The sequence below is a fragment of the Gemmobacter aquatilis genome (assembly GCF_900110025.1).
Lineage (GTDB): Bacteria > Pseudomonadota > Alphaproteobacteria > Rhodobacterales > Rhodobacteraceae > Gemmobacter > Gemmobacter aquatilis.
Genome location: NZ_FOCE01000001.1, coordinates 454,342 through 478,441, shown reverse-complemented (window position 1 = coordinate 478,441; position 24,100 = coordinate 454,342). Strand labels below are relative to the sequence as shown.

Here is a 24,100-nt window from a genome sequence, read left to right as displayed (position 1 = left end):
CAGATGACGCAGACCCTTTCCCCGATCATCGCCGACAAATGGCAGTTGTGGACCGTCATCCTGGTGCTGGGGGCTGGCACCTTTCTGCTGCGCTTCTCGTTTCTGGGACTTATCGGGGATCGTACGCTGCCACCGCTGGTGCAGCGCCTGCTGCGCTATACGCCGGTTGCGGTGATTCCGGGGCTGGTGGCACCTGCGGTGCTTTGGCCTGCGGCCACGGCGGGTGCGACCGATCCGGCACGGCTGGCCGCCGCCTGCGCCACGGTGCTGGCGGGGGTGCTGAGCCGGAATGTCTTGCTGGGGATCCTCACCGGGGCGGCGGTGCTTTACCTGACCCCGGTGTTGATCGGCTGAGCCTTACGGCGCGGCAGGGGCCGCCGCCGTCGGGTCGAGCAGGCGCGGATCGCCCGCCTGCACCAGCAGGATGCCGTGATTGTCGTCGGCATCGTCATCGGTGATGGTACGTGAGGTCACGCCCGGCAATTCGCCGAAGCGGCGCATCAGTTTCTTGGGCATCATTGTGCTGCCGATGCTCTCGAATCCGGGCACGCCATGCAGGATTTCGGTGATCGAATTGGTGCAATGTGCCTTGGCAACGGCACCATGTGCCATGGCGCGCTGCATCACCAGTTCGGCCACCTGCGGCGAGACGATCTTGGTCTGCTCGACAACGTAGTAAGTTTCGCGGGCGTGGTAGTCGATGTAGAAATTGACCATCTTGTCGGTCATGCCGAAATGCACGTCGTTCCGTTCGGCCAGACGCGGCAATTGCCAGCTGCCCGCCGGATCGAACATGATCCGCTGCGACCCGTTGACCATCAGCCCGGAATGGGCACCAGACCCGTTGCTGGTGCTGATCACGGTGAACAGGGTCACCGCTGGCGGCCCGTCATGGACATAGCGCGCGGCGGCGACAGCCTGATCGGGGGCCCATTTCGGCTCCGCCGCGCCACAGGCAGACAGAGCGGCCAAAAGGCCGAGGGCCAGCAGATGACGGCGCATCGCGCGCTCCTGTTCAGAAAGGGTGGATCAGGAATTCGCCAGAGCGAGGAAGATCAGCACGGCGATCGAGATGCCCGCACCCCAGATCGTGAAGCGGATAAAGCCCGCAAAGGTCTTTTCCTGTGCGCGGATGTCCATGCTGCCCTGCTTGTGGTCGCCCATCGCTGCGTCTCCTGAAATGATCGCGTTTCCAGCCCAATAGCCGATTCACGCCGCCCTGTCACGCCCCGGAAGCCGCCACTTTCGTGCTGCGGTGCGGCGGCCACAGTTGGCGCGGCGATCAGGCCTGTTCCCACAGCCAGTGCCCTTCGGGGGCCATGCTGCGCTGCGCCAGCCCCTTGTTCAGCAGGTGGTTCAGATGCGCCACCGATTCGACCAGCGCCAGCCCGTATTCGGCAGGGCCGATCTCGCGTTTGAACAGGGCGGGGAAGCAGCCGGTGGCCGTGCGCGGGCTGGCAAGGTGATCATGCAGCCGGATCAGCGCGCTGTCGTGGTTTTCGATCATCTGGCGCAGGCGGGTGGGCAGACCGGTGAAGGGCAGCTTGTGGCCGGGCAGCACCAGATGGCGCGGTTCTGCCAGCGGCAGGAAGCGGGTGCAGGCAGCAATCCAGTCGGCCAGCGGATCGGCCTCCGGCTCGGTCGGGTAGACGCCGATATTGGCGGAAATCGAGGGCAGAAGCTGGTCGCCGCCCAGCACCAGATCGTCGTCCAGGCTCCAGAACGTGGCATGTTCGGGGGCGTGGCCGTCGCCCATATGCACCTGCCAGCGCCGCCCGCCCATGGTGATCTGCCCGCCTTCCACCAGCCGGGTAAAGCCCGGCGGCAGCGGGTGAACGACATCGCAGAAGTTGAAGGGCCGTTCGGCGCTGCGCTGGGCCAGCATGTCCGGGTCCATCCCGGCGGCCCGCCAGAAGGCGATCTGTTGTGGTGTGGCCTTTTCCTGCGCGTCCAGCGTCAGCATCCGGGCATAAAGCCAGGCGGTTCGGGTGGTGACCAGCTCTGCGCCCCGGGCCTGAAACCAGCCCGCAAGGCCGATGTGATCGGGGTGGTGATGGGTGACGACGACGCGCCGCACCGGGCGGCCCTGCAAGGGGCCTGCCAACAGGGCCTCCCAGATCGCGCGGGTCTTGCGGCTGTCAAAGCCGGTATCGACAATGGTCCAGCCGTCGCCATCCTCCAGCGCGAAGACGTTGACATGATCCAGCGCCATGGGCAGCGGCAGGCGCAGCCACAGCACGCCTTCGGCCACGGCGACCGAGGCGCCGGGGTCCGGCGCCTCGAACGGATAGCGGATGGGCGCGCCGCTCACGAGGCGAGCGCTTCGGGGGTCAGGTCGTAAAGCCCCGCCGCGCCTGCGCGCACCTGCGCCAGCGCCGCCGCGTGTTCCGGCAGCAGCCGCTTGATCGCCACGCGGGCCAGCGGCAGGCGGGCGGCATCGGCCAGCGCGGCCTTCAGGTGGTAATGCGCGCCCAGCACCCGCGCAAAGGCGCGCAGATAGGGCACCGCCCCGGCGTTGCGGTCATCGGCGCCCTGCGCCACCAGCCATTCAGTGGCCTCGCGCAGCGCCTCGGCCGCATTCCAGACATCGGTGGCCAGATCGGGCTGCACATCGCGGCTTTTCTTGGCGTGATCTTCCACCTCTTGCAGCAGGCGATAGGCGGCATCGCCCCCATCCATCAGCTTGCGCCCGACCAGATCCATCGCCTGAATGCCGTTGGTGCCCTCGTAAATCGCGGTGATCCGCGCATCGCGGGCGAATTGCGCGGCGCCGGTTTCCTCGATGTAGCCCATGCCACCATGCACCTGCACGCCCAGTTGCGCCACCTCGTTGCCGCTGTCGGTGCCATAGGCCTTGATGATCGGGGTCAGCAGCGCGGCGCGGGCCTGCCATTCGGCGCTGCCGGTGGCGCGGGCCATGTCGATCGCCACGGCGCAGGCCAGACCGATGGCGCGGGCGCTGAACAGTTCGGCCTTCATCTGCGCCAGCATCCGGCGCACATCGACATGATCGACAATGGCGGTGGCGCCCAGCGGTGTCTTGCCCTGCTTGCGATCCATCGCATAGGTCAGCGCCTGCTGATAGGCCGCTTCGGCCACCGCGACGCCCTGCATCCCCACGCCAAGGCGCGCATTGTTCATCATGGTGAACATCGCCGCCATGCCCTTGTGTTCCTCGCCGATCAACCAGCCGGTCGCACCGTCATACTGCATCACGGCGGTCGGAGAGCCGTGGATGCCCAGCTTGTGTTCCAGGCTGACAACGCCAAGGCTGTTGCGGGCGCCAAGGCTGCCATCGGGTTTGGGCAGGAATTTCGGCACCATGAACAGGCTGATACCCCTTGTGCCCGGCGCGCCGTCGGGCAGACGGGCCAGCACCAGATGGCAGATGTTCTCGGCGAAATCATTGTCGCCCCAGGTGATGAAGATCTTCTGCCCGGTCACGCTGTAGGTGCCGTCTGCATTGCGTTCGGCCTTGGTGCGCAGCGCGCCGACATCGGACCCGGCGCCGCTTTCGGTCAGGTTCATCGTGCCGCACCAGTCGCCCGCGATCAGCTTCGGGATATACAGCGCCTTGATCTCGTCGCTGGCGTGATGTTCCAGCGCCTCGATCTGGCCCTGCGTCATCAGGGGGTTGAGCTGCAGGGCAAGGCAGGCAGACCCGATCATCTCGTTCACCGCCGTGGTCAGCGCCATCGGCAGGCCCATCCCCCCATGTTCCGGGTCCGCCGCCATGCCGACCCAGCCACCGTCGGCAATCGCGCGAAAACCTTCGGCAAAACCGGGCGAGGTGCGCACGACGCCGTTTTCCAGCCGGGCCGGGGTCTTGTCGCCGGCGCGGTTCAGCGGCGCGATGACGGTTTCACACAGCTTTCCGGCCTCGGCCAGAATCGCCTCTACCGTTTCGGGGGTGGCTTCGGCGAAAAGTTCGGTCGCGGCCACCTGATCCATGCCGACGACATGATCGAAGACGAAACGGTATTCGGATACCGGGGCGCGATAGGGCATGAAACCTCCTTTGCCGCGCTTGGCAACGAGGCGGCGCGGGCGTATGCAAGCTGCGGAACTGGCGGGCAGAGTAACGCAAGGTCAGGCAGGCTCAAGATCAACGCTGCGTCACGAGACATGGAAACCCGACTGCTTTCCCCCACGCCCGAGGGCCTTGCCGAAGCCGCCGCGATCCTGTCGCAAGGCGGGCTGGTGGCCATGCCGACCGAGACGGTTTACGGGCTGGCAGGCGATGCGCGCAGCGACCTTGCGGTGGCGCGGATCTATGCGGCGAAGAACCGGCCGCAGTTCAACCCCTTGATCGTGCATCTGCCGGATCTGGCGGCGGTGGCGCGCTATGCGGTGATGACGGAGGCGGCGGAAAAGCTGGCGGCGGCGTTCTGGCCGGGGCCGCTGACCATGGTGCTGCCGCTGCGCGCCGAGGCCGGGCTGTCGCCGCTGGTGACGGCGGGGCTGGATACGGTGGCGATCCGCCTGCCGGCGCATCCGCTGGCGCGGGCTTTGCTGCGGGCGTTTGACGGGCCGCTGGCGGCGCCTTCGGCCAACCCTTCGGGCCGGGTGTCACCGACGCGGGCCGAACATGTGATGGCCGGGCTGGCGGGGCGGATCGAAGCAGTACTGGACGGCGGCGCCTGCGCGGTGGGGGTGGAAAGCACCATTCTGGCGCTGGACGGCCCGCCCGCGCTGCTGCGCCCCGGCGGCGTGTCGGTCGAGGCGATCGAGGCGGTGCTGGGCGTGCCCCTGGCGTTGCCGGGCGATCCGGCGCGGCCCAAGGCGCCGGGGCAGTTGGCGTCCCATTACGCGCCCGAGGCGCGGGTGCGGCTGAACGTGACGGCGCCCGCGCCGGGCGAAACCTTTGTGGGGTTCGGAGGCGGGGAGGCGGGGCTGAGCCTGTCACCGCAGGGCGATCTGGTGGAGGCAGCGGCCAATCTGTTCCACATCCTGCGCGAAGCGGATGCGCAGGCCGGGCCGCAGGGCAGCATCGCCTTTGCACCGGTCCCGGAAACCGGGCTGGGCCGCGCGATCAATGACCGGCTGCGCCGTGCCGCCGCCCCACGCGGGTAGCGATTTTTCTGCGAAAAATCGGGCGCGGCGTCAGCGTTGCGCGTCATGCGCCGGGTCGGCGCCCGGCACGGGGTCATAGCCCGATCCGCCCCAAGGGTGGCAACGGCACAGCCGATGCGCTGTCAGATAGCTGCCCTTCACCGCGCCATGCCGGTCCAGCGCCTCCAGCGCATAGGCGGAACAGGTGGGTTGAAAGCGGCAGCCATGGCCGACCCAGGGCGACAGGATCAGCCGGTAGGCCCGCACCGGCAGCGCGGCGATATGGGCCAGCGGGGTCATTTCGCCGCCTTGGGCGGGCGCGGGCTGTGGACCTGCCGCAATGCGGTGGCGAGATCGGCCTTCAGCGCCACGAAATCGCGGTCGATGGTCACGCCGGGCTTGCCGATCACCACATAATCCCAGCCGGGCTGGGCGAGGGCGGGCAGCACCGCGCGCACCACCTCGCGCAGTCGCCGCTTGGTGCGGTTGCGCGCCACGGCATTGCCGATCTTCTTGGAACAGGTGAAGCCGACGCGGACGGCCTCGCTGCCATCGTCGCGGCGGCGGGCCTGCAGCAGAAATCCCTGTGTGCCCTGACGGCGTGCCTGAGCCGCGCGCAGAAAATCGGCGCGCTTGGCAAGGATCGTGTAGGGCAGGCATGACGAAACCGCCGCAAGGCTTTCGGAAGCCTCCGCGATGCGGTCTGCCTCCTCAGCCAGCGGCGGTGTCATCACACGTCACTCCGTTGGCCTGCGAACAGGCCAGACAAAGATCAGGCCGACAGCTTTTGACGGCCCACGCGGCGGCGGGCAGCCAGAACCAGACGGCCGCCTTTGGTGGCCATACGGGCGCGGAACCCGTGGCGACGCTTGCGGACCAGGTTGGACGGTTGGTATGTGCGCTTCATTGCGGCTCTCCATCAATCAGACGTGCAGCCCAAACCCCACGGATTCGAAGGCCGCTGCAACTTGAAGCCCGTCCTTTAGGGGCGGCGCGGCAGCAAGTCAATTCACCGACCGCGCTTTTCCTGCAACATTTCCGGCCCATGGCGCGGAAATCCGGGCGGCGCGTCGGCTTTTGTTACAGAAAGCGCGCCAAGGCCCGCGAAAACCCGGCCACGCATCAACCCGGCGTGAGGCGGCTTTCCTATTGCCCGGCGCATGGCACATCCTGACACAGCCCCAGACAGGAACATGCCGTGCCCGAAGCCCCGAAAAGCGGCCTTGCCGCCAAACTGCCCATCCTGCTGATTCTGTTGGTGGCCGTGCTGGGCGCGGTGCTGCTGCGCGACCGGCTGAGCTTTGCGGCGCTGGCGGCACATCGCGAAACGCTGCTGGGCTGGCGCGATGCGCATTTCGGGCTGACGGCGCTGGGCTTCGTGGCGGCCTATAGCGCGATTGTCGGCCTGTCGCTGCCCGGCGCCACGGTGGCCACGCTGACCGGGGGCTTTCTGTTCGGGCTGTTTCCCGGCGTTTTGTTCAATGTGACGGGGGCGACGCTGGGGGCGATCTGCATCTTCCTGGCCGCCCGCAGCGGTTTTGGCGCGCGATTCGCGGCACAGATGGAGGCGCGGGGCGGGCAGGTGGCCAAACTACAGGCGGGGCTGCGTGACAATGAACTGTCGGTGCTGTTCCTGATGCGGCTGGTGCCGGTGCTGCCCTTCGTGCTGGCCAATCTGATTCCGGCCTTTCTGGGCGTGCGGCTGTCGCGCTTTGCGATCACCACGTTTTTCGGCATCATGCCCGGCGCGCTGGTCTTCACTTCCATCGGGTCGGGTCTGTCGGGCGTGTTCGCGCGGGGCGAGACGCCGGACCTTTCGATCATTTTCTCGCCGCAGATCCTTGGCCCCTTGCTGGGGCTGGCCGCCCTGGCAGCGCTGCCGATGATCCTCAAACACTATCGGAGACTGCCATGATCGAGACGGATCTTTGCATCATCGGCGCGGGCTCGGGCGGGTTGTCGCTGGCCGCCGGGGCGGCGCAGATGGGCGCGCGGGTGGTGCTGATCGAGGGGGCCGAAATGGGGGGCGATTGCCTCAACACCGGCTGCGTGCCGTCAAAGGCGCTGCTGGCGGCGGCGAAACAGGCCCATGCGATGACCACCGGCGCGCGGTTCGGCATCACGCCCGTGGTGCCGCAGGTGGATTTCGCAGCGGTGAAGGATCATGTGGCGCGCACCATCGCCGCGATTGCCCCGATGGACAGTCAGGAACGGTTCGAGGGGTTCGGGGTGCAGGTGATCCGCGGCTGGGCGCGCTTCACCTCCACCGACGAGGTGGAGGTCGGGGGCCAGCGCATCCGCGCACGACGTTTCGTGATCGCCACCGGATCGGTCGCGGCGATCCCGCCGATTGCCGGCATTGAAACGGTGCCGTTCCTGACCAACGAGACGATCTTCGCGCTGCATGTGGCGCCGTCGCATCTGATCATCCTCGGCGGTGGCCCGATCGGGATGGAGATGGCGCAGGCGCATCGGCGGCTGGGCGTGCCGGTGACGGTGATCGAGGCGGCGCGGGCACTGGGGCGCGAAGACCCGGAACTGGCGGCGCTGGTGCTGGCCAACCTGCGGGCCGAGGGGGTGGTGGTGCTGGAAGACGCACCCGCGGTGCAGATCGCGGGCGAGGCCGGGGCGATTGCGGTCACGCTGAAAGAGGGCCGGGTGATCCACGGCTCGCATCTGCTGGTGGCCACCGGGCGGCGCGTGGCGCTGGAGCGGCTGGATCTGGCGGCGGCGGGGGTGGAAGCCACCCCGCGCGGCGTGACGGTGGGGGCCGATCTGCGGTCCGTCAGCAACCGGCGCGTCTATGCCATTGGCGATGCGGCGGGCGGGGCACAGTTCACCCATCTGGCGGGCTACCATGCGGGGGTGGTGATCCGGTCGATCCTGCTGGGCCTGCCCGCCAAGGCGGCAACCCATCACATCCCGCGCGTCACCTATACCGACCCGGAACTGGCGCAGGTCGGGCTGACCGAGGCCGAGGCGCGGGCGACGCATGGCGCGGCGCTGCAGGTGCTGCGCGCGGAGTTCACGCATAACGACCGCGCGCTGGCCGAGGGCCGGGCCGAGGGGCTGATCAAGCTGATGGTGGTGAAGGGGCGGCCCGTCGGCGTCTCGATCTGCGGGCCGCAGGCGGGCGAACTGATCGGCGTCTGGGCGCTGGCGATTGCGGCACGGCTGAAGCTGGGCGCGGTGGCGGGCATGGTGCTGCCCTACCCGACGCTGGGCGAAGTGTCGAAACGCGCGGCGGGAGCCTATTTTTCTCCGAAACTCTTTGATAATCCTTGGGTGAAACGGGCTGTGCGGCTGGTGCAGCGCTTCCTTCCCTGATCTGCCCTTGTGGCAGGGGGCGGGGTCTGCCGCGCATGGCGTGCCTTGGGCACTTTCCCGTGGGGATTTGGGCAAGGAAGAAGGCGGGAAGCAGCGTGGCACGGCTGGGATCGCGGATCCTCAACACCCTTTCGGGGCGCTTTCTGTTGCTGACGGTGGCCTTTGTCATGCTGGCCGAGGTGCTGATCTTCGTGCCCTCGATTGCGCGGTTCCGGGTGGATTACCTGCAATTGCGGCTGGAAAAGGCGCAGATCGCCTCGCTGGCGCTGCTGGCCGGGGATGGCATGGTCACGCCAGAGCTGGAGGCGGAACTGCTGGCCAATGCCGGCGTGTTCAACGTAGTGCTGCGGCGCGACGAGGTGCGCCAGCTTGTGCTGTCGTCTGAAATCCCCGAGCCGATTTCCGCCACCTATGACCTGCGGATGGATGGGCCCTTCGATCTGATCCGCGAGGCGATGGCGGTGCTGGTCGATCCGCAGGAACGCATCATCCGGGTGATCGGCAATCCGGTGCAACAGGCCGGGTTGCTGATCGAGATCACGCTGCGGCAGGGGCCGATGCGGCTGGAGATGCTGGAATACGGTTTGCGGATTCTGGTGTTGTCGGCGCTGATTTCGGTGATCACCGCGGCGCTGTTGTTCTTTGCGGTGCGCCGCCTTCTGGTGCTGCCGATCCGCCGCGTGGTGCGCAACATGCAGGCCTATGCCGGGGCGCCCGAGGATGCGCGGCTGGTGTTCACCCCTACCGCGCGGGTGGCCGAACTGCGCGATGCCGAAGAGGCGCTGCAACAGATGCAGACCGAGCTGATCGGTGCGCTGCGGCAGAAGGAACGGTTGGCGCAACTGGGCGGGGCGGTGGCGAAGATCGCCCATGACCTGCGCAACATCCTCACCTCGGCGCAACTGTTCGCCGACCGGATCGAGCAAAGCCCCGATCCCGGCGTGGCGCGGGCGGTGCCAAAACTGGTCGGCTCGATCAGCCGGGCGGTCAATCTGTGCGAATCGACCCTGGCCTTCGGCAAGGCCGAAGAACATCCGCCGCGTCTGGCGCGATTCGCGCTGCGCCCGATGCTGGAGGATGTGGCCGAGGGCGAGGGGCTTTCGCCCACGACCGAGCCCGCCTGCCTGATCGACGCCGCGCCGGGGCTGGTGATCCGCGCCGATGCCGAACAGGTGCAGCGTGTGCTGTCGAACCTTGTGCGCAATGCCCGGCAGGCGCTGGATGCCACGGGCCGGGCGGGCACCATCGAGCTGTCGGCAGGCGAGGACGAGCAGGACTGGTGGATCCGCGTCGGCGATACCGGGCCGGGCCTGCCACCCAAGGCGCGCGAGCATCTGTTTCAGGCGTTCCAAGGCTCGGTCCGCAAGGGCGGCATGGGGCTGGGGCTGGCTATTTCCGCCGAGCTGGTGCGTGGCCATGGCGGCCGGCTGGAACTGCTGCGCAGTGACGAAGAGGGGACGGAGTTCATCATCCGCCTGCCCAAGCTGGGCGCCGAAGGGGATGCGGGGCTGGCGGGTTGAACGTCAGGGCCGGGTGGGTTCCGGCTGGCCTGACGGCAAGCACCCCGTCTGAGGTCGAACCTGAAGCCCCGTCAGAAAGTTTTTGAACTTGTTGATTTTCGCCCTTGCACCCCCCCGACGCTCTCGCTAAATACCGCCTCACAACGGACCCGTAGCTCAGCTGGATAGAGCATCAGACTACGAATCTGAGGGTCGGGCGTTCGAATCGCTCCGGGTCCACCATTTCCCCTCTTGTGTTAAAACAAATATATAGCCTTCGGGCGCGGTCGCATTATGCGGTTTGGCACGTTCACTGCCGGATGCCTGTAGCATTTTCCCCTGCCATCCCCCATATGTACATGAGCCGCGGGCATATCCCGAGCGGCGCCATGGAGGACCCTTTCATGGGTGCCGACACGATAAAGTCTGGCAATGGCCAGAAGCGCGGGTTCCCGCAGAACGCCCTGCCTGTTCCGGCCAATCTGCCCGATGCCGCCCCTCGCCCGCGTGTCGCGGACGTGGTGCCGGTCATCGACGTGCCGCCGACGGCGGAGCAGCGGCCCAGCTGAGCTTGCGCCAGCCCTGAATTTTCTGATTCCGGCGAAAGGCAGGACAAGGCGGCTCAACGGGGCGGCTGGCACCTGTCACCTCATCTCGCCGGGATGCGAGGCGGCGGGCCATATGCCCGCCGGTTTGCCCCGCTTTTCGCCGTGACCTGCCAGATGCAGAAGGGATTGCACCATGGGCTATTCGACCCCCAAGAAACCATTCGACATGAGCGACTTCCTCAGCGGCACCAGCCGTCCGCAACGGCCCCGCTTCGGGCGGCGTTATGCGGCAAAGCCGGGTGTCGGCAGCACGGTGGACGAGACGCAGCAAGACGATACCGAGCAGGAAGAGGCGGCTCAGGCGGATCTGGGCGTGTCGAAGGCCGATTGAGCCGCCACCCCGCCGGTTTCACGCCGCCAGCAATTCCCGCACCCGCGGAATGACCTGCGTGCCGTAAAGCTCGACCGAGCGCATCAGCACCGGATGGCCGGTGGTGCCCGCCGAATACTTCATGTTGAAGCGTTGCAGGCCCAGCGCCTTCACCGTGGCAGCGATCTTTTGCGCCACGGTTTCCGGGCTGCCGACATATTGGCTGCCGCGCGCCACCTCGTGCAGGAAGCCGTCCTTGGTGATCGGTGCCCAGCCGCGTTCGCGGCCCAGCCGGTCATGCAGCGCCTTGTAGCCGGTGAAGGCCGCCTCGCGCGCCGCCTCGTCGGTATCGGCGACCAGACCGGGGGAATGCACGCCCAGCGGTTTCGGTGTGCCGCCGATCTGGTGATAGGCGTCGTGATACAGGTCCACGAACGGGCGGAAGCGCCGCGCCTCGCCGCCGATGATGGCCAGCATCATCGGCATGTCATGGCGCACCGCCCGCACCACCGATTCCGGGCTGCCGCCCACGCCGATCCAGGCGGCGATGCCCTGCGGCCCGGCAGGCGGATAGACCGCGCCGACCTTGACCGGGGGGCGATGCGTGCCCTGCCATTTCACCGCGCCGCCGCGGTTGACCGTGGCGAACAGATCCAGCTTTTCCTCGAACAGCGTTTCGTAATCGTCCAGCGCATAGCCGAACAGCGGATAGCTTTCGGTAAAAGACCCACGGCCCAGAATCACCTCGCCCCGCCCGCCCGACAGCGCGTTCAGCGTGCTGAACCGCTGATACAGCCGGATCGGATCATCGGTGGACAGCACGGTGACGCCGGTGCCCAGCTTGATGCGGCGGGTCTGTGCCGCGATATGCGCCAGCAGGATTTCCGGCGCGGAAATGGCGAAATCATCGCGGTGATGTTCGCCCAAAGCGATCACATCGACGCCCACCTGATCGGCCAGCACCCCCTGTGCCACCACATTGCGCAACACCTCGTCCTGCGGCAGCAGCTTGCCCGCCGCATCGCGTGTCACGTCGCCAAAGGTATCGAGACCGAATTCCATGATGCCTCTCCTGTTCTGTTGACGCGAACCTAAGCATCGGGGCCCGGCTTGTCGCCCTGCATCGGGGCACAGTGACTGCGCAAAACCGATGGGGCAAAACCGACGGGGCAAAGCCGCCGTCAGCCCTCGTCCTTCAGCAGCAGAAACAGCGCGAAGCCGGTCAGCGCCACGCCGATCAGCACCCGAGGGCCCGGCACGCCATGGCCCAGCGCGAGTTCCCACAGCAACACCCAGCTTGGCACCAGATAGGTATAGGCCATGACCTTGGCCGCAGGCAGCCGCAGCGAGGCGTATTGCAGCAGAACGAAGGTGGCGGCGCTGGCGGCAACGGCGACATAGATCAGGCAGATCCAGACGATGGCGGGCAGGGCGGCCCAATCGGTGGCCCACATGTCGCGCCAGCCATAGGCCAGCAGCAGGGCAAACCCCGCCACCATCATGCCGAAGGTGAACACCACGGCAGGCTCGCCCCGGTTCAGGCGGCGCACCATCGGGGTGTAAAGCGCATGGGCGACGCAGCCCACGAAATAGATCGCCTCGCCGCGCCCGATCTCCAGCCGCAGGGCGGCGGCCGGATCGCCGCGAAAGATCACCCATGCCGCGCCAAAAGCGCCGATCAGCAGGGCCAGCCCCATGCGCGGCGAGGTGATCTGGCGCAGTACCAGCCAGCCGAACCCTGCCGTCATCAGGGGCGCAAGGGTAAAGACGGCGGCGGCAGAGACGGCAGAGGCGGTTTTCAGCCCCTCGAACATCAGCACGAAATAGATGGCCAGCAGGGCCGCCAGCACGCCATAGCGCCACGGCGCGCGCAGGGCGGATCGGGGGATGCCGGTGGTGGCAAAGGCCACGGCGCCGACCAGCGCCCCGGCCAGCGCAAAGCGTGGCACGGTCAGCGCGGCGGGCGCGATCAGCGGCGCGGCCATCCGGCCCAGCGAAAACGACCCGGCCACCAGCGCCGAAAACACCAGCATGGCCAGATGCCCGCGCTGCGGCGGCGTCAGGCCGACTGCGGTCATACTGTCGTCCAGCCCGCCGCTGCTGCCTTCAGATGGGCAAGGAAGCTTTGCACCTTGACCGTGCGGTGCAGATCGACATGGGTGACCAGCCACAGCGGCGGCGCCCAGTCTTCGCGCGGCGGCATGACCTCGACCAGATCGGGGTCTTCGGCGGCGATGTAATGCGACAGAAAGCCGATGCCCGCGCCTGCCTTCACCGCTGCCTCCAGCACGGCGGGTTCGGTGGCGCGATAGGTGATCTGCTCCATCGGTACAGTATCGCGCAGCCAGCGGTGGAACGGCGCCCGGCTCAGCGCACTGTCGGCGCCGACAAAGCGGTGACCCGCGAAATCCTGCGGCCCGTCGGGCTTGCCATGCGCCGCGATATAGCCGCGCGAGGCGTAAAGCCCGGTGCGGATGCGGATCAGCGGCTGCACCACATTGTCGGGTTCCTCGGGTATGGCCCCGGCGCGGATCGCCACATGCGCCTCGCCATAATCCAGCCGGAACAGGCGCATGTCGGTCAGGAACCGCACGATCAATCCGGGATGCGCCGCCTGAAACCCCGTCAGCACCGGGGTCAGCAGGCCCGAGACGCCCGAGATCGAGGTGACGACAAGCTCACCCGTCACGGTTTCGCCCTGGCCCTTGATGCGGCTGGCCAGCTGGCTGAACTGGTCTTCGGTGGCCTGTGCCACGCCCAGCAGATCGCGCCCCGCCTCGGTCGGGGTGTAGCCGCGCGCGTGGCGCTGAAACAGCCGCGTGCCCAGCCGCCGTTCCAGCGCGTCGATATGGCGGATCACCGTCGCGTGGTGGACCCCCAGCACCTCGGCGGCCCCTGAAACCGTGCCCAGCCGCGCAACCTGAAAGGCGGTGCGGATTTCATCCCAGTTTTCCATCCTGCGCTCCTGTCTGCAGGGGGCAGCTTACCCGCCCCACCGGCGGCGGCAAGGCCGCTTGGCGGGCTTGTGAAGCGGAGCGGCCTGCGGCCGCGCGCCCTGTCTCGCCGCCCCGGCAGGGCCGGGGCCGCTCGGGGTTTTGGGTATTTGGGCAAAGAAGAAAGGGGCTGGCGTTGACTCGGGGCGCGAATTGGCCTAAGCGGGCCAGCAATTCCCCCGGAGGCACCTGCTTCCGGTCCCATCGCTTTTGCGGGGATCGCCATCCGTCAGCGCGTTGCGCCCACGGGTGTCGCTTCGCATTGGCATAACCCCGGGCCGCTGGGCCGCACAAGGAGAAGACCATGTTCGAGTCGCTCTCAGAACGCCTTGGCGGTGTGTTCGACCGTCTGACCAAGCAGGGTGCGCTGAGCGAGGCCGATGTGGACACCGCGCTGCGCGAAGTGCGCGTGGCGCTGCTGGAGGCCGATGTCTCGTTGCCGGTGGCGCGCGATTTCGTCAAGGCGGTCAAGGGGAAAGCCACCGGGCAGTCGGTGACGCGGTCGGTGACGCCGGGCCAGCAGGTGGTGAAGATCGTCCATGACGAACTGGTGCGCATGCTGGCGGGCGATGGCCCGGCGGATGCGCTGAAGATCGACAACCCGCCCGCTGCGGTGCTGATGGTCGGTCTGCAGGGGTCGGGGAAAACCACCACCACGGCCAAGCTGGCCAAGCGCCTGAAAGAAAAGAACGGCAAGCGGGTTCTGCTCGCCTCGCTCGACACCAACCGCCCGGCGGCGATGGAGCAGTTGGCGATTCTGGCGGGCCAGATCGGGGTGGACAGCCTGCCGATCGTAAAGGGCGAATCTGCGGTGCAGATCGCCAAGCGCGCCAAGACGCAGGCGGCGATGGGCGGCTATGACGTGCTGTTCCTGGATACCGCAGGCCGGTTGCACATCGACGAAGTGCTGATGGATGAAGTGCAATCCGTGCGCGACATCGCCCAGCCGCGCGAAACGCTGCTGGTGGTGGACGGTCTGACCGGGCAGGACGCCGTGAACGTGGCGACCGAGTTCGAGGCCAAGGTCGGCATTACCGGCGTGGTGCTGACGCGGATGGATGGCGACGGGCGCGGCGGTGCCGCCCTGTCGATGCGCGCGGTCACCGGCAAGCCGATCCGTTTCGTCGGCCTTGGCGAGAAGATGGACGCGCTGGAAACCTTCGAGCCGGAGCGCGTGGCGGGCCGGATCCTCGGCATGGGCGACATCGTGGCGCTGGTCGAAAAGGCGCGCGAGACCTTCGAGGCCGAACAGGCCGAACGCATGGCCAAGCGCTTTGCCAAGGGCCTGTTCAACATGAACGACCTGCGCGGCCAGCTGGAGCAGATGCTCAAGATGGGCGGGATGCAGGGGCTGATGGGGATGCTGCCCGGCATGGGCAAGATGGCCAAGGCCGCCGAAGAGGCAGGCTTTGACGACCGGATGCTGCGCCGCCAGATCGCGCTGATCAACTCGATGACCAAGAAGGAACGGGCCAACCCCGACCTGCTGCAGGCCAGCCGTAAGAAGCGCATCGCGCAGGGCGCGGGGCTGGAGGTGCAGGAGCTGAACCGTCTGCTGAAACAGCACAAGCAGATGGCCGACATGATGAAGAAGATGGGCAAGGGCGGCATGATGAAGCAAGCCGTCAAGGCCATGATGGGCAAATCCGGGATGCCGGATCTGAAGAACATGAGCCCCGAACAGCTGGAAGATGCCGCCAAGGCGATGAAATCCGGCATGGGGGGCATGGGCGGGATGCCCGGTCTGGGCGGCGGTCTGCCGCGCGGGATGAGCCTGCCGTCCGGCCTGTCGGGGTTGATGAAGAAAAAATGATCCGTCGCGGCGCGCATAGGTCTGTGGCGGGGCAGGGGCCCCAAGCCAACCTTCTCCCCTTCGGGGAGCGGGCGTGCCTTGCCATGGCCGCTGGCGCAACGCCACCCTCTCCCCTCGGGGGAGAGGGCAGGGTGAGGGGGCGCATCGCATGACCATCGCCCTGTCCCCGACGCCGGTGCTGGAAACCGACCGCCTGATCCTGCGCGCGCCGCAGCGCGGTGACATGCCCCATTGGGAGGCCTGCGCCATGTCCGAGCGTGCCCGCTATATCGGCGGGCCGCTGGATGCACAGCAGGCCTGGCGCAGCCTGTGCCACCTGACGGGCCATTGGGTGCATCGCGGCTATGGCATGTTCATCTGGCATCTGAAAACCGATCCGACGCCGCTGGGCATGACCGGGCCATGGTTCCCGGAAACCTGGCCGGAGCAAGAGATCGGCTGGACGGTCTGGACCCCGGCCGCCGAAGGCAAGGGCTTTGCGCATGAGGCGGCGCTGGCCACCCGCCGCTTTGCCTATGATGTGCTGGGGTGGAAAACCGCCGTCAGCTATATCCACCCCGACAATGCGCGCTCCATCGCGCTGGCCGAACGGCTGGGCGCGCGGCTTGACCGCCAGGCCACGCCGGTGGGCACCGACCCCTGCCTTGTCTATCGCCACCCCGCCCCGGAGGCCCTTGCATGACCGACGTCGCGACCCGCGCCAGCGCCCTGCTGAAAGAACACCGCGAAAGCATCGACCGGCTCGATGCGATCCTCGTCTATACGCTGGCCGAACGCTTCAAGCACACGCAGGCGGTGGGGCGGCTGAAGGCCGAACATGATCTTCCGCCCTCTGATCCCGCCCGCGAATCGCGACAGATCGAACGGCTGGAGTGGCTGTCGAAAGAGGCGGATCTCGATCCCGAATTCGCCCGCAAATTCCTGACCTTCATCATTTCCGAAGTCATCAGGCATCACGAGAATCTGCAGAAATAACCAACCCGCAGGGCGCACATCGCCCACCCTGCACCCCGGACTTAAAGGAGAACACCCATGTCCATGAAAATCCGTCTCGCCCGTGGCGGCTCCAAGAAGCGCCCGCACTATGCCATCGTTGCCTCCGACTCGCGCATGCCGCGCGACGGCCGCTTCCTCGAAAAGCTGGGCACCTATAACCCGCTGCTCGCCAAGGACAGCGAAGACCGCATCAAGATGGATGCCGAGCGCGTGAAATACTGGCTGTCGCAAGGCGCCCAGCCGACCGACCGCGTGGCCCGCTTCCTCGAAGCTGCTGGCCTGACCGAGAAGAAAGTGCGCAACAACCCGAAAGCCGCCGTGCCGGGCAAAGCCATGGCCGAGCGTGCGAAGAAGAAAGCCGCCCGCGCTGCCGCCCCGGCGGAAGAGTGATCGCGGGCTGCCATGAACGGCAGCTACGGCCCTGATTTCAGGGCGGAATTACGGGATCTGATGCGGTGGCGGCGCGATGTGCGCCGCTTCCGCACCGACCCGGTCGAGGCAGCGGTGCTGAACCGCTGCCTTCATGCATTTGCGCTGGCGCCTTCGGTGGGCCTGTCGGAACCCTGGCGGCTGATCCGGGTGGAAACGGCCGACGCGCGCGCGGCGGCGATTGCCAATTTCGAGGCGGCCAATGCCACGGCGCTGGCCGGCTATGACGATGAAAAGGCCCGGCTTTATGCGGGGCTGAAACTGTCGGGGATGCGCGAGGCGCCGGTGCATCTGGCGGTGTTCTGTGATGAGGCCACGCCGAAAGGCGCCGGTCTTGGGGCGCAGACCATGGCCGAGACGCGGGCCTATTCCGTGGTGGGGGCGATCTCGCTGCTGTGGCTGGCGGCGCGGGCCGAAGGGCTTGGGCTGGGCTGGGTGTCGATCCTCGATCCCGTCCGGCTGGCGCGCGACCTTGCGGTGCCGGACAACTGGCACCTGATCGGCTATCTTTGCCTCGGCTGGCCGGAAGAATGTTCCGACACGCCGGACCTGGAACGCGCCGGTTGGGAAACCCGCGCCCCTGACCTGATCATGGAGATCCGTTGACGATGACCGAGCGTATCTGTGTGGGCGCAATTGCCGGGTCTTTCGGCGTGCAGGGTGAGGTGCGGCTGAAAAGCTTCTGCGCCGAGCCGACGGCGATTGCCGATTACGGCCCGCTTTATACCGAGGATGGTAGCCGCAGCTTCAAGGTGAAGCTGACGCGCCCGGTGGCGGGCGGGCTGGGGGCCCGGCTGACCGGCATCGCCACCAAGGAAGAGGCGGATGCGCTGAAAGGCACCAACCTTTACGCCGACAAGACCCGCCTGCCGAAACTGCCAGATGACGAATTCTATCACGCCGACCTGATCGGGCTGGAGGTGTGGGATACCGGCGGCGTGCTGCTGGGGCGCGTGACGGATGTGCAGAATCACGGGGCGGGCGATCTGCTGGAAATCAGCGGGCCGGGTCTCAAATCCGCCCTGCTTTTGCCCTTCACGCTGGCCAATGTGCCGACGGTCGATCTGGCGGCCGGGCGGTTGGTTGCCGATCTGCCCGAGGGGCTGGAATAAGGATTGGACGTGCCGGACCGCTGCGGGCCAGTCTGGCGGGAAGAGGGGGCAGAAACCGGGATGCAAGGCATGGTCACACGGATGCGGCTGCTGCAAGGGGCTGCGGCGCTGCTTTATCTCGGGCCGCTGCTGGCGGGCTTGGGTGGGTTCGGCTGGTCGGTCGTGCCGGTGTTCACCGCGATCTTCCTGCTCTGGCTGGTGGTCATCCGCCCGCAGGACTGGCCGCAGCAGGCCGCCGGCTGGGCGCGACCCGAGGCCTGGTTGGCGCTGCTGATGCGGGCGCTGGTGCAGGTGGTGCTGGTGTCGGTCTGTTTCGGCATCGGTCGCGGCATTGGCGGCGCCGCGGGGCTGCTGCCCGCCATGCCGGTCGGCCTGCCATTGGGCCTTTCATTCGCGGCCATTCCACTGGCGCGGCTGGTCTGGAAACCGACAGTGATGGCAGAGATGGACAGCTTTCTGGACGATGCGCTGCAACAGGTCGAAGGTCTGCAGCCGCCGCCCTTGCAACGCGATCCTGCGCTGGCACTGCGGCTGACTGCACCGCTGGCTGACCTGCCCGAAACCGTGCCGCAGGCCGAGATCGAGGCGCATTTCGCCGCGCTGAAACAGCATCTTCTGCCCGAGGACATTTACGAGGCGCTGGATGCCCGCCTGCAATCCCCCGATGCGCCCCGCGCCCTGCGCCGCACCTTCATCCTGCTGGCCACCGCGCAGCGTTGCAACGAGGCCTGCCGCGGTCGCGCCGCGCCGGTACGGGCGCTGCAGGTGGCGGGCGAGGATGCGTCGCTGGTGGAACTCGTCGCGCGCCGCTGCCTGACCCTGCTGGAAAGCGATGTCGATGCCTGGGGCGATTGCCCAAATCCCACGGCCCTGGGCGCCGTCGCCGCCCGGATGCCGCCGCGCGCCGCCGAGGCGATCCATGCGCTGATCGTGCGGACCCGCGACCTTGCGCCGCTGAACGGTTATGATCCCGAAGGCTGAGCCGCCCCGACTGGTGATCCATGCCGGGTTCCACAAGACCGGCACCACCAGCGTACAGGCTGCGCTTGCCGCCCATGCCCCACTGCTGCGCCCCTATGCTCTGGCGCTTGTGCTGCGTGGCGCGGACCTGGCTCTGCGCATGGCGGCGCAAGAGGCGCGGCGGCTGTCGCTGCGCCCTGCAGGCCCGGCACGGGCGCGGCTGGAAACCTGCCTCCGGCTCTGGGCCGAGGCGTTGGTTCTGGCGCCCGGGCAGGGGCTGATCCTGTCGGCCGAGGATTTCGCGGGCCACATGCCCGGCCATCCCGGCATTGCCAGCTATGCCGCAGCACCCTGCATCGCCGCCACGCTGGCCAAAGTGCTGCGCGCCCGCTTTCCCGGCGCCGATCTGCGCTTTGTCTATGGCACCCGCGCGCCGGGGCCGTGGCTCCGCTCGTTGCACTGGCAGCAGGCCAAGCGCCATGACATGACCGAAAGCGCCGCCGAGTTCGCGGCCCGTCTGGCCGATGCCGTGCACCCCGCCCGGATCCTGGCCGAAATCGCGCCCCACGCCCCCGTCACTGCCGCCGCGCTGGAAGATCACGCCCCCCGCCGCCTTGGCCCGGTAGAGGCGCTGTATGACGCGGCGGGCCTGCCCGATGCCCTGCGCGCCAGCCTCGCCCCGCTGCCCGCCGCCAATGCCGCCCCCGCCGATCTGGCCGCAGCCTTCGTCGCCCTGAACCGCACCGTGATGGACCCTGCCGCCCGCGATGCCGCAAAGGCCGCCCTGCTGGCCAAGGCGCGCCAAACTCCCTTTGCCCCGCCGCCCGCCATCGCATAGAAGCCCGCCATGACCGACGCATCCGACCCCACTGCCAAGCCGAAATCCCATGGCCGCCTGACCATCTCGGCCAGCCTGCAACCGCGCGACCTGATGGAGCGGCCTCGGGTGCGCGGCGCGTGGTGTGCCAAGATCATCACCCTGTTCCCCGATGCCTTCCCCGGCACGCTGGGCCTGTCGCTGACCGGCAAGGCGCTGGACATGGGGCTGTGGTCGCTGGAAACGCTCGACCTGCGCCCCTTCGGCGACGGGCGGCACAAGAATGTCGATGACAACCCGTCGGGCGGTGGCGCGGGCATGGTGCTGCGCGCCGATATCGTGGCCAAGGCGCTGGATCAGGCTGCCATCGGCACCCCGCCCGACCGCAAACGCTGGCCCGTGGTGTTCCTGTCACCGCGCGGCACCCCCTTCACCCAGGCCAAGGCGCAGGAATGGGCCGAGGCCGACGGGCTGACCCTGCTCTGCGGTCGGTTTGAAGGCGTGGATCAGCGCGTGATCGACGCCTATCAGATCGAAGAGGTTTCCTTGGGCGATTTCGTCCTCACCGGGGGGGAAATCGCGGCTCAGGCCTTGATCGACGCGACGGTCCGCCTTATACACCGCGTGCTTGGGAATCATGTGTCCACCGAGGAAGAATCTTTCTCGGATGGACTTCTTGAATTTCCGCAATACACAAGACCGACCGACTGGCAGGGCCATACGATCCCGGAAGTGCTTCTTTCCGGCCATCATGGCAAGATCGCTGCCTGGCGGAAGGTTGAGGCCGAAAGGCTGACGAAGGAACGCAGGCCTGATCTCTGGCGGGCTTACTGTGCCAAACACGGTAGGGACCCGAATGAAGACCGAGAGCTCTGAGGCGGCATCATCTTTGCGGGGCAACCGCAAGCTCAGAAAGGAACTGCGATGAATCTGATCGCGCAACTCGAGGCCGAGCAAATCGCCGCCCTCGGCAAGAAGATCCCGGATTTCAAGGCCGGCGACACCGTTCGCGTCGGCTACAAAGTGACCGAAGGCACCCGTTCGCGCGTGCAGGCCTATGAAGGCGTCGTGATCGGCCGCAAGGGTGGCATGACCATCTCCGCCTCGTTCACCGTGCGCAAGATCTCGTTCGGCGAAGGCGTGGAACGCGTGTTCCCGCTCTACTCGACCAACATCGACTCGATCGAGGTCGTGCGTCGTGGCCGCGTCCGTCGCGCCAAGCTGTACTACCTCCGTGCGCGCCGCGGCAAATCTGCCCGCATCGCGGAAGATACGAACTACAAAGCGAAATCCGAGTAAGGAACGGCGCGATGAAACAAGGCATTCACCCCGAATATCACTTCATCGAAGTGAAAATGACCGACGGCACCTTCTTCAAGACCCGCACCACCTGGGGCAAGGAAGGCGATACCATGTCGCTCGATATCGACCCGCTGTCGCACCCGGCATGGACCGGCCAGACCGCCAAGCTGATGGACACCGGCGGTCGCGTGTCGAAGTTCAAGAACAAATACGCCGGTCTGGGTTTCTGATCCAAACCGCCGCTGTTCCGAAAGGCGCGCCCCCGTGGCGCGCCTTTTGCATTGTGGGCAGGCAAGAAAAATTGTGGGCAGGCAAGAAAAATTGTGGGCAGGCAAGAAAAGATGCGTATGTGAGCCAAGGTGAAGGGCAAGCCGCGCGATCTGCTTTCACCTTGGCTCACATACGCATCTGCCCGTCTCAGCCGTGCCATGCGCCTGCCGGATCAGAACAGCCGCGGCAGCGCCTCGGCATACAGCCGGGTGATCGTTTCGGCCTTGGCCTGCCAGGTGTATTGCTCCAGCACCCGGCGATAGCCGGTCTCGGCCTGTTGCGTCAGCCGCGCGCGATCCGCCAGCACCGCGCCGATCTGTGCCCGCAGCGCCTCGATCAGCCCGGCGCGCCCGCCGCTGACCGGCAGCTTGTAACCCACCGCCGCATCCACCAGTTCAGACGGGCCTGCATGGTCGGCCACCACCGGCACGCAGCGACAGGCCATCGCCTCCAGCACCACGCCACCGCCGAATTCGCGGATCGAAGGGAAGGTGAACAGATCTGCGCCCGCGAAGATCTCGCGCACCTTGCGATGATCCACCCAGCCGTGAAAACGCACCGCCGCACCCAGCCCCTGCGCCGCCACATAGTCGCGCAGCCGCTGCTCTTCCGGCCCGGTGCCAGCGATATCCAGCACCATTTGCCCGGTGGCCAGATAGGGCAGGGCGGCCTCCAGCACCATGTCGCAGCCCTTATAGGGCACCAGTCGCCCGACGAAACAGGCACGCAACACCTGCGAAGGCACACGCGGCGGCGGCTCGGGAAAGCGCGCAAGGTCGATGCCGTTTTCCGCCATCAGCCGGGTCTTGCCTTGATAGGCTGCCGGAATGTCCCCCTGCGTGTCGCGCGATCCGCACAGGATCAGATCGCTGGCCGCCAGCATTGCGCGGTAGCCGGGTTGCAGCTTGTAGGCCTGCCGCAGCGGCATCAGAAACTCCCGCTCGCGCCGCTGCGCCCCGGCAAAGCCCTTGGGCCAGGGCGCCCCGCCATTCAGCGGCCCCAGCACGAAGCCGACCCCCGCCTGCCGACAGCGCGGCGCCAGTGTGCTGACCGCCGTCGGCGTCAGCGGGGTGATGCGGTGCACGATGTCAAAGGCCCCCGCCTCGATCTGCGGGCCAAAGCGCCGCCAGACCTGCCGCTCGAAATACCGATAGGTCAATGAGGACAGCGCGGTCAGCGCCTGCCAGGCGCCCTTTTCCCCCAGCCGCAGCGCCTTGGCCATCCGCCAGACCCGCCCGTCAATCGCCTCGGTATCAATCGCGGTGAACTCCTGCCCCTCGATCAGACCGGCGCGCAGAAAGGCCTCGCGGTTGCGCAACTGCGTCACGATATGCGCCTGATGCCGCGCTGCCAGCGCCCGCGCCATGGACCAGCCGACCAGTGGCACACTCACCCATTCCGGGTTGGCCGCCTCGGCAATCAGCAATAGCCGCACAGACCTTGGTGCCGTCATTCTGCCCTCCCTGGCATCGCGTCCCCCTGACCTGCCGCATCCCCTGTCCGTGCGGCAAGCAGATTCGCCCGGCCCCAGCGTTTCCGCCCGCTTGCGCGGCGCCGCTGCCCAAGTGGCAGGCACCCGCGCCCGTGCCCTCTTGCGCGCGGCCGCGTCAGAGGGTAGCGCGAAGGCAGAACAGACGGGGACAGGCCGCCATGGCGCATATCATCGTTGTCGGTAACGAAAAGGGCGGGTCGGGCAAATCCACGACCTGTATGCATGTGGGCACCGCACTGGCCCGCATGGGCCATCGCGTCGGCGCGCTGGATCTGGATCTGCGCCAGCGCAGTTTCGGGCGCTATGTCGAAAACCGCCGCGCCTGGCTTGCCAAGAACAACGTCTCGCTGCCCTCGCCCGATTACCGCGAATTGCCCGAGGTCGATCCCGCCACGCTGCAACCGGGCGAAAATCCTTTCGATCACCGCCTGTCCGCCGCGATCGGCGAATTGGACCCGGTCAGCGATTTCATCGTGATCGACTGCCCCGGCTCGCACACAAGGCTCAGCCAGGTTGCCCACAGCCTTGCCGATACGCTGATCACGCCGCTGAATGACAGTTTCGTGGATTTCGACCTGCTGGCCCGCATCGACCCCGACACCAACAAGGTGAAGGGCCCTTCGATCTATTCCGAAATGGTGTGGAATGCGCGGCAATTGCGCGCACAGGCCGGGTTGAAGCCCATCGACTGGATCGTGTTGCGCAACCGCCTTGGCGCCCAGCAGATGCACAACAAGAAAAAGGTCGGCGCCGCGCTGGAAGATCTGTCGAAACGCATCGGCTTCCGCGTCGCCCCCGGCTTTACCGAGCGCGTGATCTTCCGCGAGCTGTTCCCGCGCGGCCTGACCTTGCTGGACCTGCGCGATACCGGCGTCGATCAGCTCAACCTGTCGAACATTGCCGCCCGACAGGAAGTGCGCGATCTGATTGCCGAGCTCAGACTGCCTGGTGTGAGCGTGAATTTTTGAACGGCGTCGCGCGGCACCCGGCACGGTAACGGCTGTTCATCTTGCGCAGATGCAGGTCGAACAACTCCTCCTCCGCGCTGGTGCCGGGGGTTTTGCGCAGGCGGCTCATCAGACGGGTCACGAAGCTCATGGGGTTCTCCTCGGTCTTGCAA

Annotated in this window: 31 protein-coding genes and 1 tRNA gene; 20 read left to right on the top strand and 12 right to left on the bottom strand. The window is 67.1% G+C overall.

The window, feature by feature from the left end; all coding sequences use genetic code 11:
- The first annotated feature begins 3 nt into the window (after window positions 1-3).
- On the top strand, window positions 4-354 hold the full coding sequence (locus BMX43_RS02400) for an AzlD domain-containing protein (RefSeq protein WP_245749348.1): 351 nt from the start codon (window positions 4-6) through the stop codon (window positions 352-354).
- 3 nt (window positions 355-357) lie between these two features.
- Here BMX43_RS02400 and BMX43_RS02395 read toward each other — a convergent pair whose 3' ends face one another.
- The 4 genes from BMX43_RS02395 to BMX43_RS02380 form a co-directional block, all read right to left on the bottom strand.
- Complete coding sequence (locus BMX43_RS02395) at window positions 358-1,002, bottom strand: sortase family protein (protein ID WP_091296222.1); 645 nt, start codon at window positions 1,000-1,002, stop codon at window positions 358-360.
- A gap of 27 nt (window positions 1,003-1,029) precedes the next feature.
- Entirely contained in the window at window positions 1,030-1,164 is a 135-nt protein-coding gene (locus BMX43_RS02390) for an aa3-type cytochrome c oxidase subunit IV (RefSeq protein ID WP_091296220.1), read from the bottom strand.
- A gap of 118 nt (window positions 1,165-1,282) precedes the next feature.
- Window positions 1,283-2,311, bottom strand: coding sequence for an MBL fold metallo-hydrolase (locus BMX43_RS02385; protein WP_245749347.1), 1,029 nt, complete (start codon window positions 2,309-2,311; stop codon window positions 1,283-1,285).
- On the bottom strand, window positions 2,308-4,008 hold the full coding sequence (locus BMX43_RS02380) for an acyl-CoA dehydrogenase (protein ID WP_091296218.1): 1,701 nt from the start codon (window positions 4,006-4,008) through the stop codon (window positions 2,308-2,310). Before BMX43_RS02380 ends, BMX43_RS02385 begins: the two co-directional genes overlap by 4 nt.
- A 117-nt stretch (window positions 4,009-4,125) precedes the next feature.
- On the opposite strand from BMX43_RS02380, the gene BMX43_RS02375 reads away from it, so the two are divergent.
- Complete coding sequence (locus BMX43_RS02375) at window positions 4,126-5,073, top strand: L-threonylcarbamoyladenylate synthase (RefSeq protein WP_091296216.1); 948 nt, start codon at window positions 4,126-4,128, stop codon at window positions 5,071-5,073.
- Window positions 5,074-5,103: 30 nt separating this feature from the next.
- Here the strand turns inward: BMX43_RS02375 and yidD are convergent, their stop codons facing one another.
- The 3 genes from yidD to rpmH are packed head-to-tail and all read right to left on the bottom strand — an operon-like array spanning window position 5,104 to window position 5,959.
- Window positions 5,104-5,352 carry a membrane protein insertion efficiency factor YidD gene (yidD, locus tag BMX43_RS02370; protein WP_091296213.1) on the bottom strand — a complete coding sequence of 83 codons (249 nt, stop codon included), beginning with the start codon at window positions 5,350-5,352 and terminating at the stop codon, window positions 5,104-5,106.
- Window positions 5,349-5,783, bottom strand: a complete 435-nt coding sequence (gene rnpA, locus BMX43_RS02365) for a ribonuclease P protein component (protein ID WP_091296210.1) — start codon at window positions 5,781-5,783, stop codon at window positions 5,349-5,351. The genes yidD and rnpA overlap by 4 nt, the downstream gene beginning before the upstream one ends.
- A gap of 41 nt (window positions 5,784-5,824) precedes the next feature.
- Complete coding sequence (rpmH, locus tag BMX43_RS02360; protein WP_091296207.1) at window positions 5,825-5,959, bottom strand: 50S ribosomal protein L34; 135 nt, start codon at window positions 5,957-5,959, stop codon at window positions 5,825-5,827.
- 291 nt (window positions 5,960-6,250) lie between these two features.
- Here rpmH and BMX43_RS02355 point away from each other — a divergent pair, with 291 nt between their 5' ends.
- The 6 genes from BMX43_RS02355 (at window position 6,251) to BMX43_RS02330 (ending at window position 10,817) form a co-directional block, all read left to right on the top strand.
- The gene (locus BMX43_RS02355; RefSeq protein WP_245749346.1) at window positions 6,251-6,967 is read left to right on the top strand and encodes a TVP38/TMEM64 family protein; all 717 of its coding nucleotides are present in this window, start codon (window positions 6,251-6,253) and stop codon (window positions 6,965-6,967) included.
- On the top strand, window positions 6,964-8,379 hold the full coding sequence (locus tag BMX43_RS02350; protein ID WP_091296204.1) for a dihydrolipoyl dehydrogenase family protein: 1,416 nt from the start codon (window positions 6,964-6,966) through the stop codon (window positions 8,377-8,379). The genes BMX43_RS02355 and BMX43_RS02350 overlap by 4 nt, the downstream gene beginning before the upstream one ends.
- Before the next feature lie 167 nt (window positions 8,380-8,546).
- Entirely contained in the window at window positions 8,547-9,899 is a 1,353-nt protein-coding gene (locus BMX43_RS02345) for a sensor histidine kinase (RefSeq protein WP_245749365.1), read from the top strand.
- Window positions 9,900-10,044: 145 nt separating this feature from the next.
- Window positions 10,045-10,121, top strand: a tRNA-Arg gene (locus tag BMX43_RS02340).
- A gap of 146 nt (window positions 10,122-10,267) precedes the next feature.
- Window positions 10,268-10,447 carry a hypothetical protein gene (locus BMX43_RS02335; protein WP_139201512.1) on the top strand — a complete coding sequence of 60 codons (180 nt, stop codon included), beginning with the start codon at window positions 10,268-10,270 and terminating at the stop codon, window positions 10,445-10,447.
- Between the two features lie 172 nt (window positions 10,448-10,619).
- A complete protein-coding gene (locus BMX43_RS02330) occupies window positions 10,620-10,817 on the top strand; it encodes a hypothetical protein (protein ID WP_091296198.1) in 198 nt (65 codons plus the stop codon).
- An 18-nt stretch (window positions 10,818-10,835) separates the two neighbouring features.
- On the opposite strand, the gene BMX43_RS02325 is transcribed toward BMX43_RS02330, so the two are convergent.
- The 3 genes from BMX43_RS02325 to BMX43_RS02315 form a co-directional block, all read right to left on the bottom strand.
- The gene (locus BMX43_RS02325; RefSeq protein WP_091296195.1) at window positions 10,836-11,858 is read right to left on the bottom strand and encodes an LLM class flavin-dependent oxidoreductase; all 1,023 of its coding nucleotides are present in this window, start codon (window positions 11,856-11,858) and stop codon (window positions 10,836-10,838) included.
- A 119-nt stretch (window positions 11,859-11,977) separates the two neighbouring features.
- On the bottom strand, window positions 11,978-12,874 hold the full coding sequence (locus BMX43_RS02320; protein ID WP_091296193.1) for a DMT family transporter: 897 nt from the start codon (window positions 12,872-12,874) through the stop codon (window positions 11,978-11,980).
- Window positions 12,871-13,752, bottom strand: coding sequence for a LysR family transcriptional regulator (locus BMX43_RS02315; RefSeq protein WP_091296191.1), 882 nt, complete (start codon window positions 13,750-13,752; stop codon window positions 12,871-12,873). Before BMX43_RS02315 ends, BMX43_RS02320 begins: the two co-directional genes overlap by 4 nt.
- Window positions 13,753-14,093: 341 nt before the next feature.
- Between BMX43_RS02315 and ffh the strand changes: the two genes are divergently transcribed.
- The 11 genes from ffh to rpmE all read left to right on the top strand — a co-directional run bounded on the left by ffh (window position 14,094) and on the right by rpmE (window position 21,448).
- A complete protein-coding gene (gene ffh, locus BMX43_RS02310) occupies window positions 14,094-15,602 on the top strand; it encodes a signal recognition particle protein (RefSeq protein ID WP_091296189.1) in 1,509 nt (502 codons plus the stop codon).
- A gap of 148 nt (window positions 15,603-15,750) precedes the next feature.
- Window positions 15,751-16,284 carry a GNAT family N-acetyltransferase gene (locus BMX43_RS02305; RefSeq protein WP_091296187.1) on the top strand — a complete coding sequence of 178 codons (534 nt, stop codon included), beginning with the start codon at window positions 15,751-15,753 and terminating at the stop codon, window positions 16,282-16,284.
- Window positions 16,281-16,577: a chorismate mutase gene (locus tag BMX43_RS02300; protein WP_091296185.1), complete on the top strand. Its 297-nt coding sequence runs from the start codon at window positions 16,281-16,283 to the stop codon at window positions 16,575-16,577. The genes BMX43_RS02305 and BMX43_RS02300 overlap by 4 nt, the downstream gene beginning before the upstream one ends.
- 57 nt (window positions 16,578-16,634) lie before the next feature.
- Window positions 16,635-16,988, top strand: a complete 354-nt coding sequence (gene rpsP / locus BMX43_RS02295) for a 30S ribosomal protein S16 (protein WP_091296183.1) — start codon at window positions 16,635-16,637, stop codon at window positions 16,986-16,988.
- Window positions 16,989-17,000: 12 nt separating this feature from the next.
- Window positions 17,001-17,633 (top strand): 5,6-dimethylbenzimidazole synthase, encoded by a 633-nt coding sequence (gene bluB / locus BMX43_RS02290; RefSeq protein WP_091296181.1) that lies wholly within the window; start codon window positions 17,001-17,003, stop codon window positions 17,631-17,633.
- A complete protein-coding gene (gene rimM / locus BMX43_RS02285; protein WP_175481999.1) occupies window positions 17,630-18,139 on the top strand; it encodes a ribosome maturation factor RimM in 510 nt (169 codons plus the stop codon). Before bluB ends, rimM begins: the two co-directional genes overlap by 4 nt.
- A 9-nt stretch (window positions 18,140-18,148) precedes the next feature.
- Window positions 18,149-19,120, top strand: coding sequence for a hypothetical protein (locus BMX43_RS02280; RefSeq protein WP_139201511.1), 972 nt, complete (start codon window positions 18,149-18,151; stop codon window positions 19,118-19,120).
- Window positions 19,104-19,937 (top strand): hypothetical protein, encoded by an 834-nt coding sequence (locus tag BMX43_RS02275; protein ID WP_091296176.1) that lies wholly within the window; start codon window positions 19,104-19,106, stop codon window positions 19,935-19,937. Before BMX43_RS02280 ends, BMX43_RS02275 begins: the two co-directional genes overlap by 17 nt.
- A 9-nt stretch (window positions 19,938-19,946) precedes the next feature.
- Window positions 19,947-20,792, top strand: a complete 846-nt coding sequence (gene trmD, locus BMX43_RS02270; protein ID WP_091296174.1) for a tRNA (guanosine(37)-N1)-methyltransferase TrmD — start codon at window positions 19,947-19,949, stop codon at window positions 20,790-20,792.
- A 48-nt stretch (window positions 20,793-20,840) separates the two neighbouring features.
- Window positions 20,841-21,215: a 50S ribosomal protein L19 gene (gene rplS, locus BMX43_RS02265; RefSeq protein ID WP_091296172.1), complete on the top strand. Its 375-nt coding sequence runs from the start codon at window positions 20,841-20,843 to the stop codon at window positions 21,213-21,215.
- 11 nt (window positions 21,216-21,226) lie between these two features.
- Window positions 21,227-21,448 (top strand): 50S ribosomal protein L31, encoded by a 222-nt coding sequence (gene rpmE / locus BMX43_RS02260; protein ID WP_091296170.1) that lies wholly within the window; start codon window positions 21,227-21,229, stop codon window positions 21,446-21,448.
- A gap of 212 nt (window positions 21,449-21,660) precedes the next feature.
- Here rpmE and BMX43_RS02255 read toward each other — a convergent pair whose 3' ends face one another.
- The gene (locus BMX43_RS02255) at window positions 21,661-22,941 is read right to left on the bottom strand and encodes a glycosyltransferase family 4 protein (protein ID WP_091296168.1); all 1,281 of its coding nucleotides are present in this window, start codon (window positions 22,939-22,941) and stop codon (window positions 21,661-21,663) included.
- Window positions 22,942-23,138: 197 nt separating this feature from the next.
- Between BMX43_RS02255 and BMX43_RS02250 the strand changes: the two genes are divergently transcribed.
- Window positions 23,139-23,948 carry a division plane positioning ATPase MipZ gene (locus tag BMX43_RS02250; RefSeq protein ID WP_091296166.1) on the top strand — a complete coding sequence of 270 codons (810 nt, stop codon included), beginning with the start codon at window positions 23,139-23,141 and terminating at the stop codon, window positions 23,946-23,948.
- On the opposite strand, the gene BMX43_RS19690 is transcribed toward BMX43_RS02250, so the two are convergent.
- Window positions 23,917-24,078, bottom strand: coding sequence for a hypothetical protein (locus BMX43_RS19690; protein ID WP_175481998.1), 162 nt, complete (start codon window positions 24,076-24,078; stop codon window positions 23,917-23,919). The two genes, BMX43_RS02250 and BMX43_RS19690, sit on opposite strands and share 32 nt — an antisense overlap.
- Window positions 24,079-24,100 lie beyond the last annotated feature (22 nt).

Bases quoted from the DNA above. Each gene is read 5' to 3' on its own strand.
- BMX43_RS02315 (WP_091296191.1), bottom strand. From the start codon at position 13,752: ATGGAAAACTGGGATGAAATCCGCACCGCCTTTCAGGTTGCGCGGCTG.
- BMX43_RS02250 (WP_091296166.1), top strand. From the start codon at position 23,139: ATGGCGCATATCATCGTTGTCGGTAACGAAAAGGGCGGGTCGGGCAAA.
- rpsP (WP_091296183.1), top strand. From the start codon at position 16,635: ATGTCCATGAAAATCCGTCTCGCCCGTGGCGGCTCCAAGAAGCGCCCG.
- BMX43_RS02325 (WP_091296195.1), bottom strand. From the start codon at position 11,858: ATGGAATTCGGTCTCGATACCTTTGGCGACGTGACACGCGATGCGGCG.
- rpmH (WP_091296207.1), bottom strand. From the start codon at position 5,959: ATGAAGCGCACATACCAACCGTCCAACCTGGTCCGCAAGCGTCGCCAC.
- rnpA (WP_091296210.1), bottom strand. From the start codon at position 5,783: ATGACACCGCCGCTGGCTGAGGAGGCAGACCGCATCGCGGAGGCTTCC.
- BMX43_RS02255 (WP_091296168.1), bottom strand. From the start codon at position 22,941: ATGACGGCACCAAGGTCTGTGCGGCTATTGCTGATTGCCGAGGCGGCC.
- BMX43_RS02300 (WP_091296185.1), top strand. From the start codon at position 16,281: ATGACCGACGTCGCGACCCGCGCCAGCGCCCTGCTGAAAGAACACCGC.
- BMX43_RS02305 (WP_091296187.1), top strand. From the start codon at position 15,751: ATGACCATCGCCCTGTCCCCGACGCCGGTGCTGGAAACCGACCGCCTG.
- BMX43_RS02350 (WP_091296204.1), top strand. From the start codon at position 6,964: ATGATCGAGACGGATCTTTGCATCATCGGCGCGGGCTCGGGCGGGTTG.
- BMX43_RS02395 (WP_091296222.1), bottom strand. From the start codon at position 1,002: ATGCGCCGTCATCTGCTGGCCCTCGGCCTTTTGGCCGCTCTGTCTGCC.
- BMX43_RS02375 (WP_091296216.1), top strand. From the start codon at position 4,126: ATGGAAACCCGACTGCTTTCCCCCACGCCCGAGGGCCTTGCCGAAGCC.
- yidD (WP_091296213.1), bottom strand. From the start codon at position 5,352: ATGACCCCGCTGGCCCATATCGCCGCGCTGCCGGTGCGGGCCTACCGG.
- BMX43_RS02380 (WP_091296218.1), bottom strand. From the start codon at position 4,008: ATGCCCTATCGCGCCCCGGTATCCGAATACCGTTTCGTCTTCGATCAT.
- BMX43_RS02400 (WP_245749348.1), top strand. From the start codon at position 4: ATGACGCAGACCCTTTCCCCGATCATCGCCGACAAATGGCAGTTGTGG.
- BMX43_RS02275 (WP_091296176.1), top strand. From the start codon at position 19,104: ATGATCCCGAAGGCTGAGCCGCCCCGACTGGTGATCCATGCCGGGTTC.
- BMX43_RS02330 (WP_091296198.1), top strand. From the start codon at position 10,620: ATGGGCTATTCGACCCCCAAGAAACCATTCGACATGAGCGACTTCCTC.
- bluB (WP_091296181.1), top strand. From the start codon at position 17,001: ATGAACGGCAGCTACGGCCCTGATTTCAGGGCGGAATTACGGGATCTG.
- BMX43_RS02390 (WP_091296220.1), bottom strand. From the start codon at position 1,164: ATGGGCGACCACAAGCAGGGCAGCATGGACATCCGCGCACAGGAAAAG.
- ffh (WP_091296189.1), top strand. From the start codon at position 14,094: ATGTTCGAGTCGCTCTCAGAACGCCTTGGCGGTGTGTTCGACCGTCTG.
- trmD (WP_091296174.1), top strand. From the start codon at position 19,947: ATGACCGACGCATCCGACCCCACTGCCAAGCCGAAATCCCATGGCCGC.
- BMX43_RS02335 (WP_139201512.1), top strand. From the start codon at position 10,268: ATGGAGGACCCTTTCATGGGTGCCGACACGATAAAGTCTGGCAATGGC.
- rplS (WP_091296172.1), top strand. From the start codon at position 20,841: ATGAATCTGATCGCGCAACTCGAGGCCGAGCAAATCGCCGCCCTCGGC.
- BMX43_RS19690 (WP_175481998.1), bottom strand. From the start codon at position 24,078: ATGAGCTTCGTGACCCGTCTGATGAGCCGCCTGCGCAAAACCCCCGGC.
- BMX43_RS02320 (WP_091296193.1), bottom strand. From the start codon at position 12,874: ATGACCGCAGTCGGCCTGACGCCGCCGCAGCGCGGGCATCTGGCCATG.
- BMX43_RS02345 (WP_245749365.1), top strand. From the start codon at position 8,547: ATGCTGGCCGAGGTGCTGATCTTCGTGCCCTCGATTGCGCGGTTCCGG.
- rpmE (WP_091296170.1), top strand. From the start codon at position 21,227: ATGAAACAAGGCATTCACCCCGAATATCACTTCATCGAAGTGAAAATG.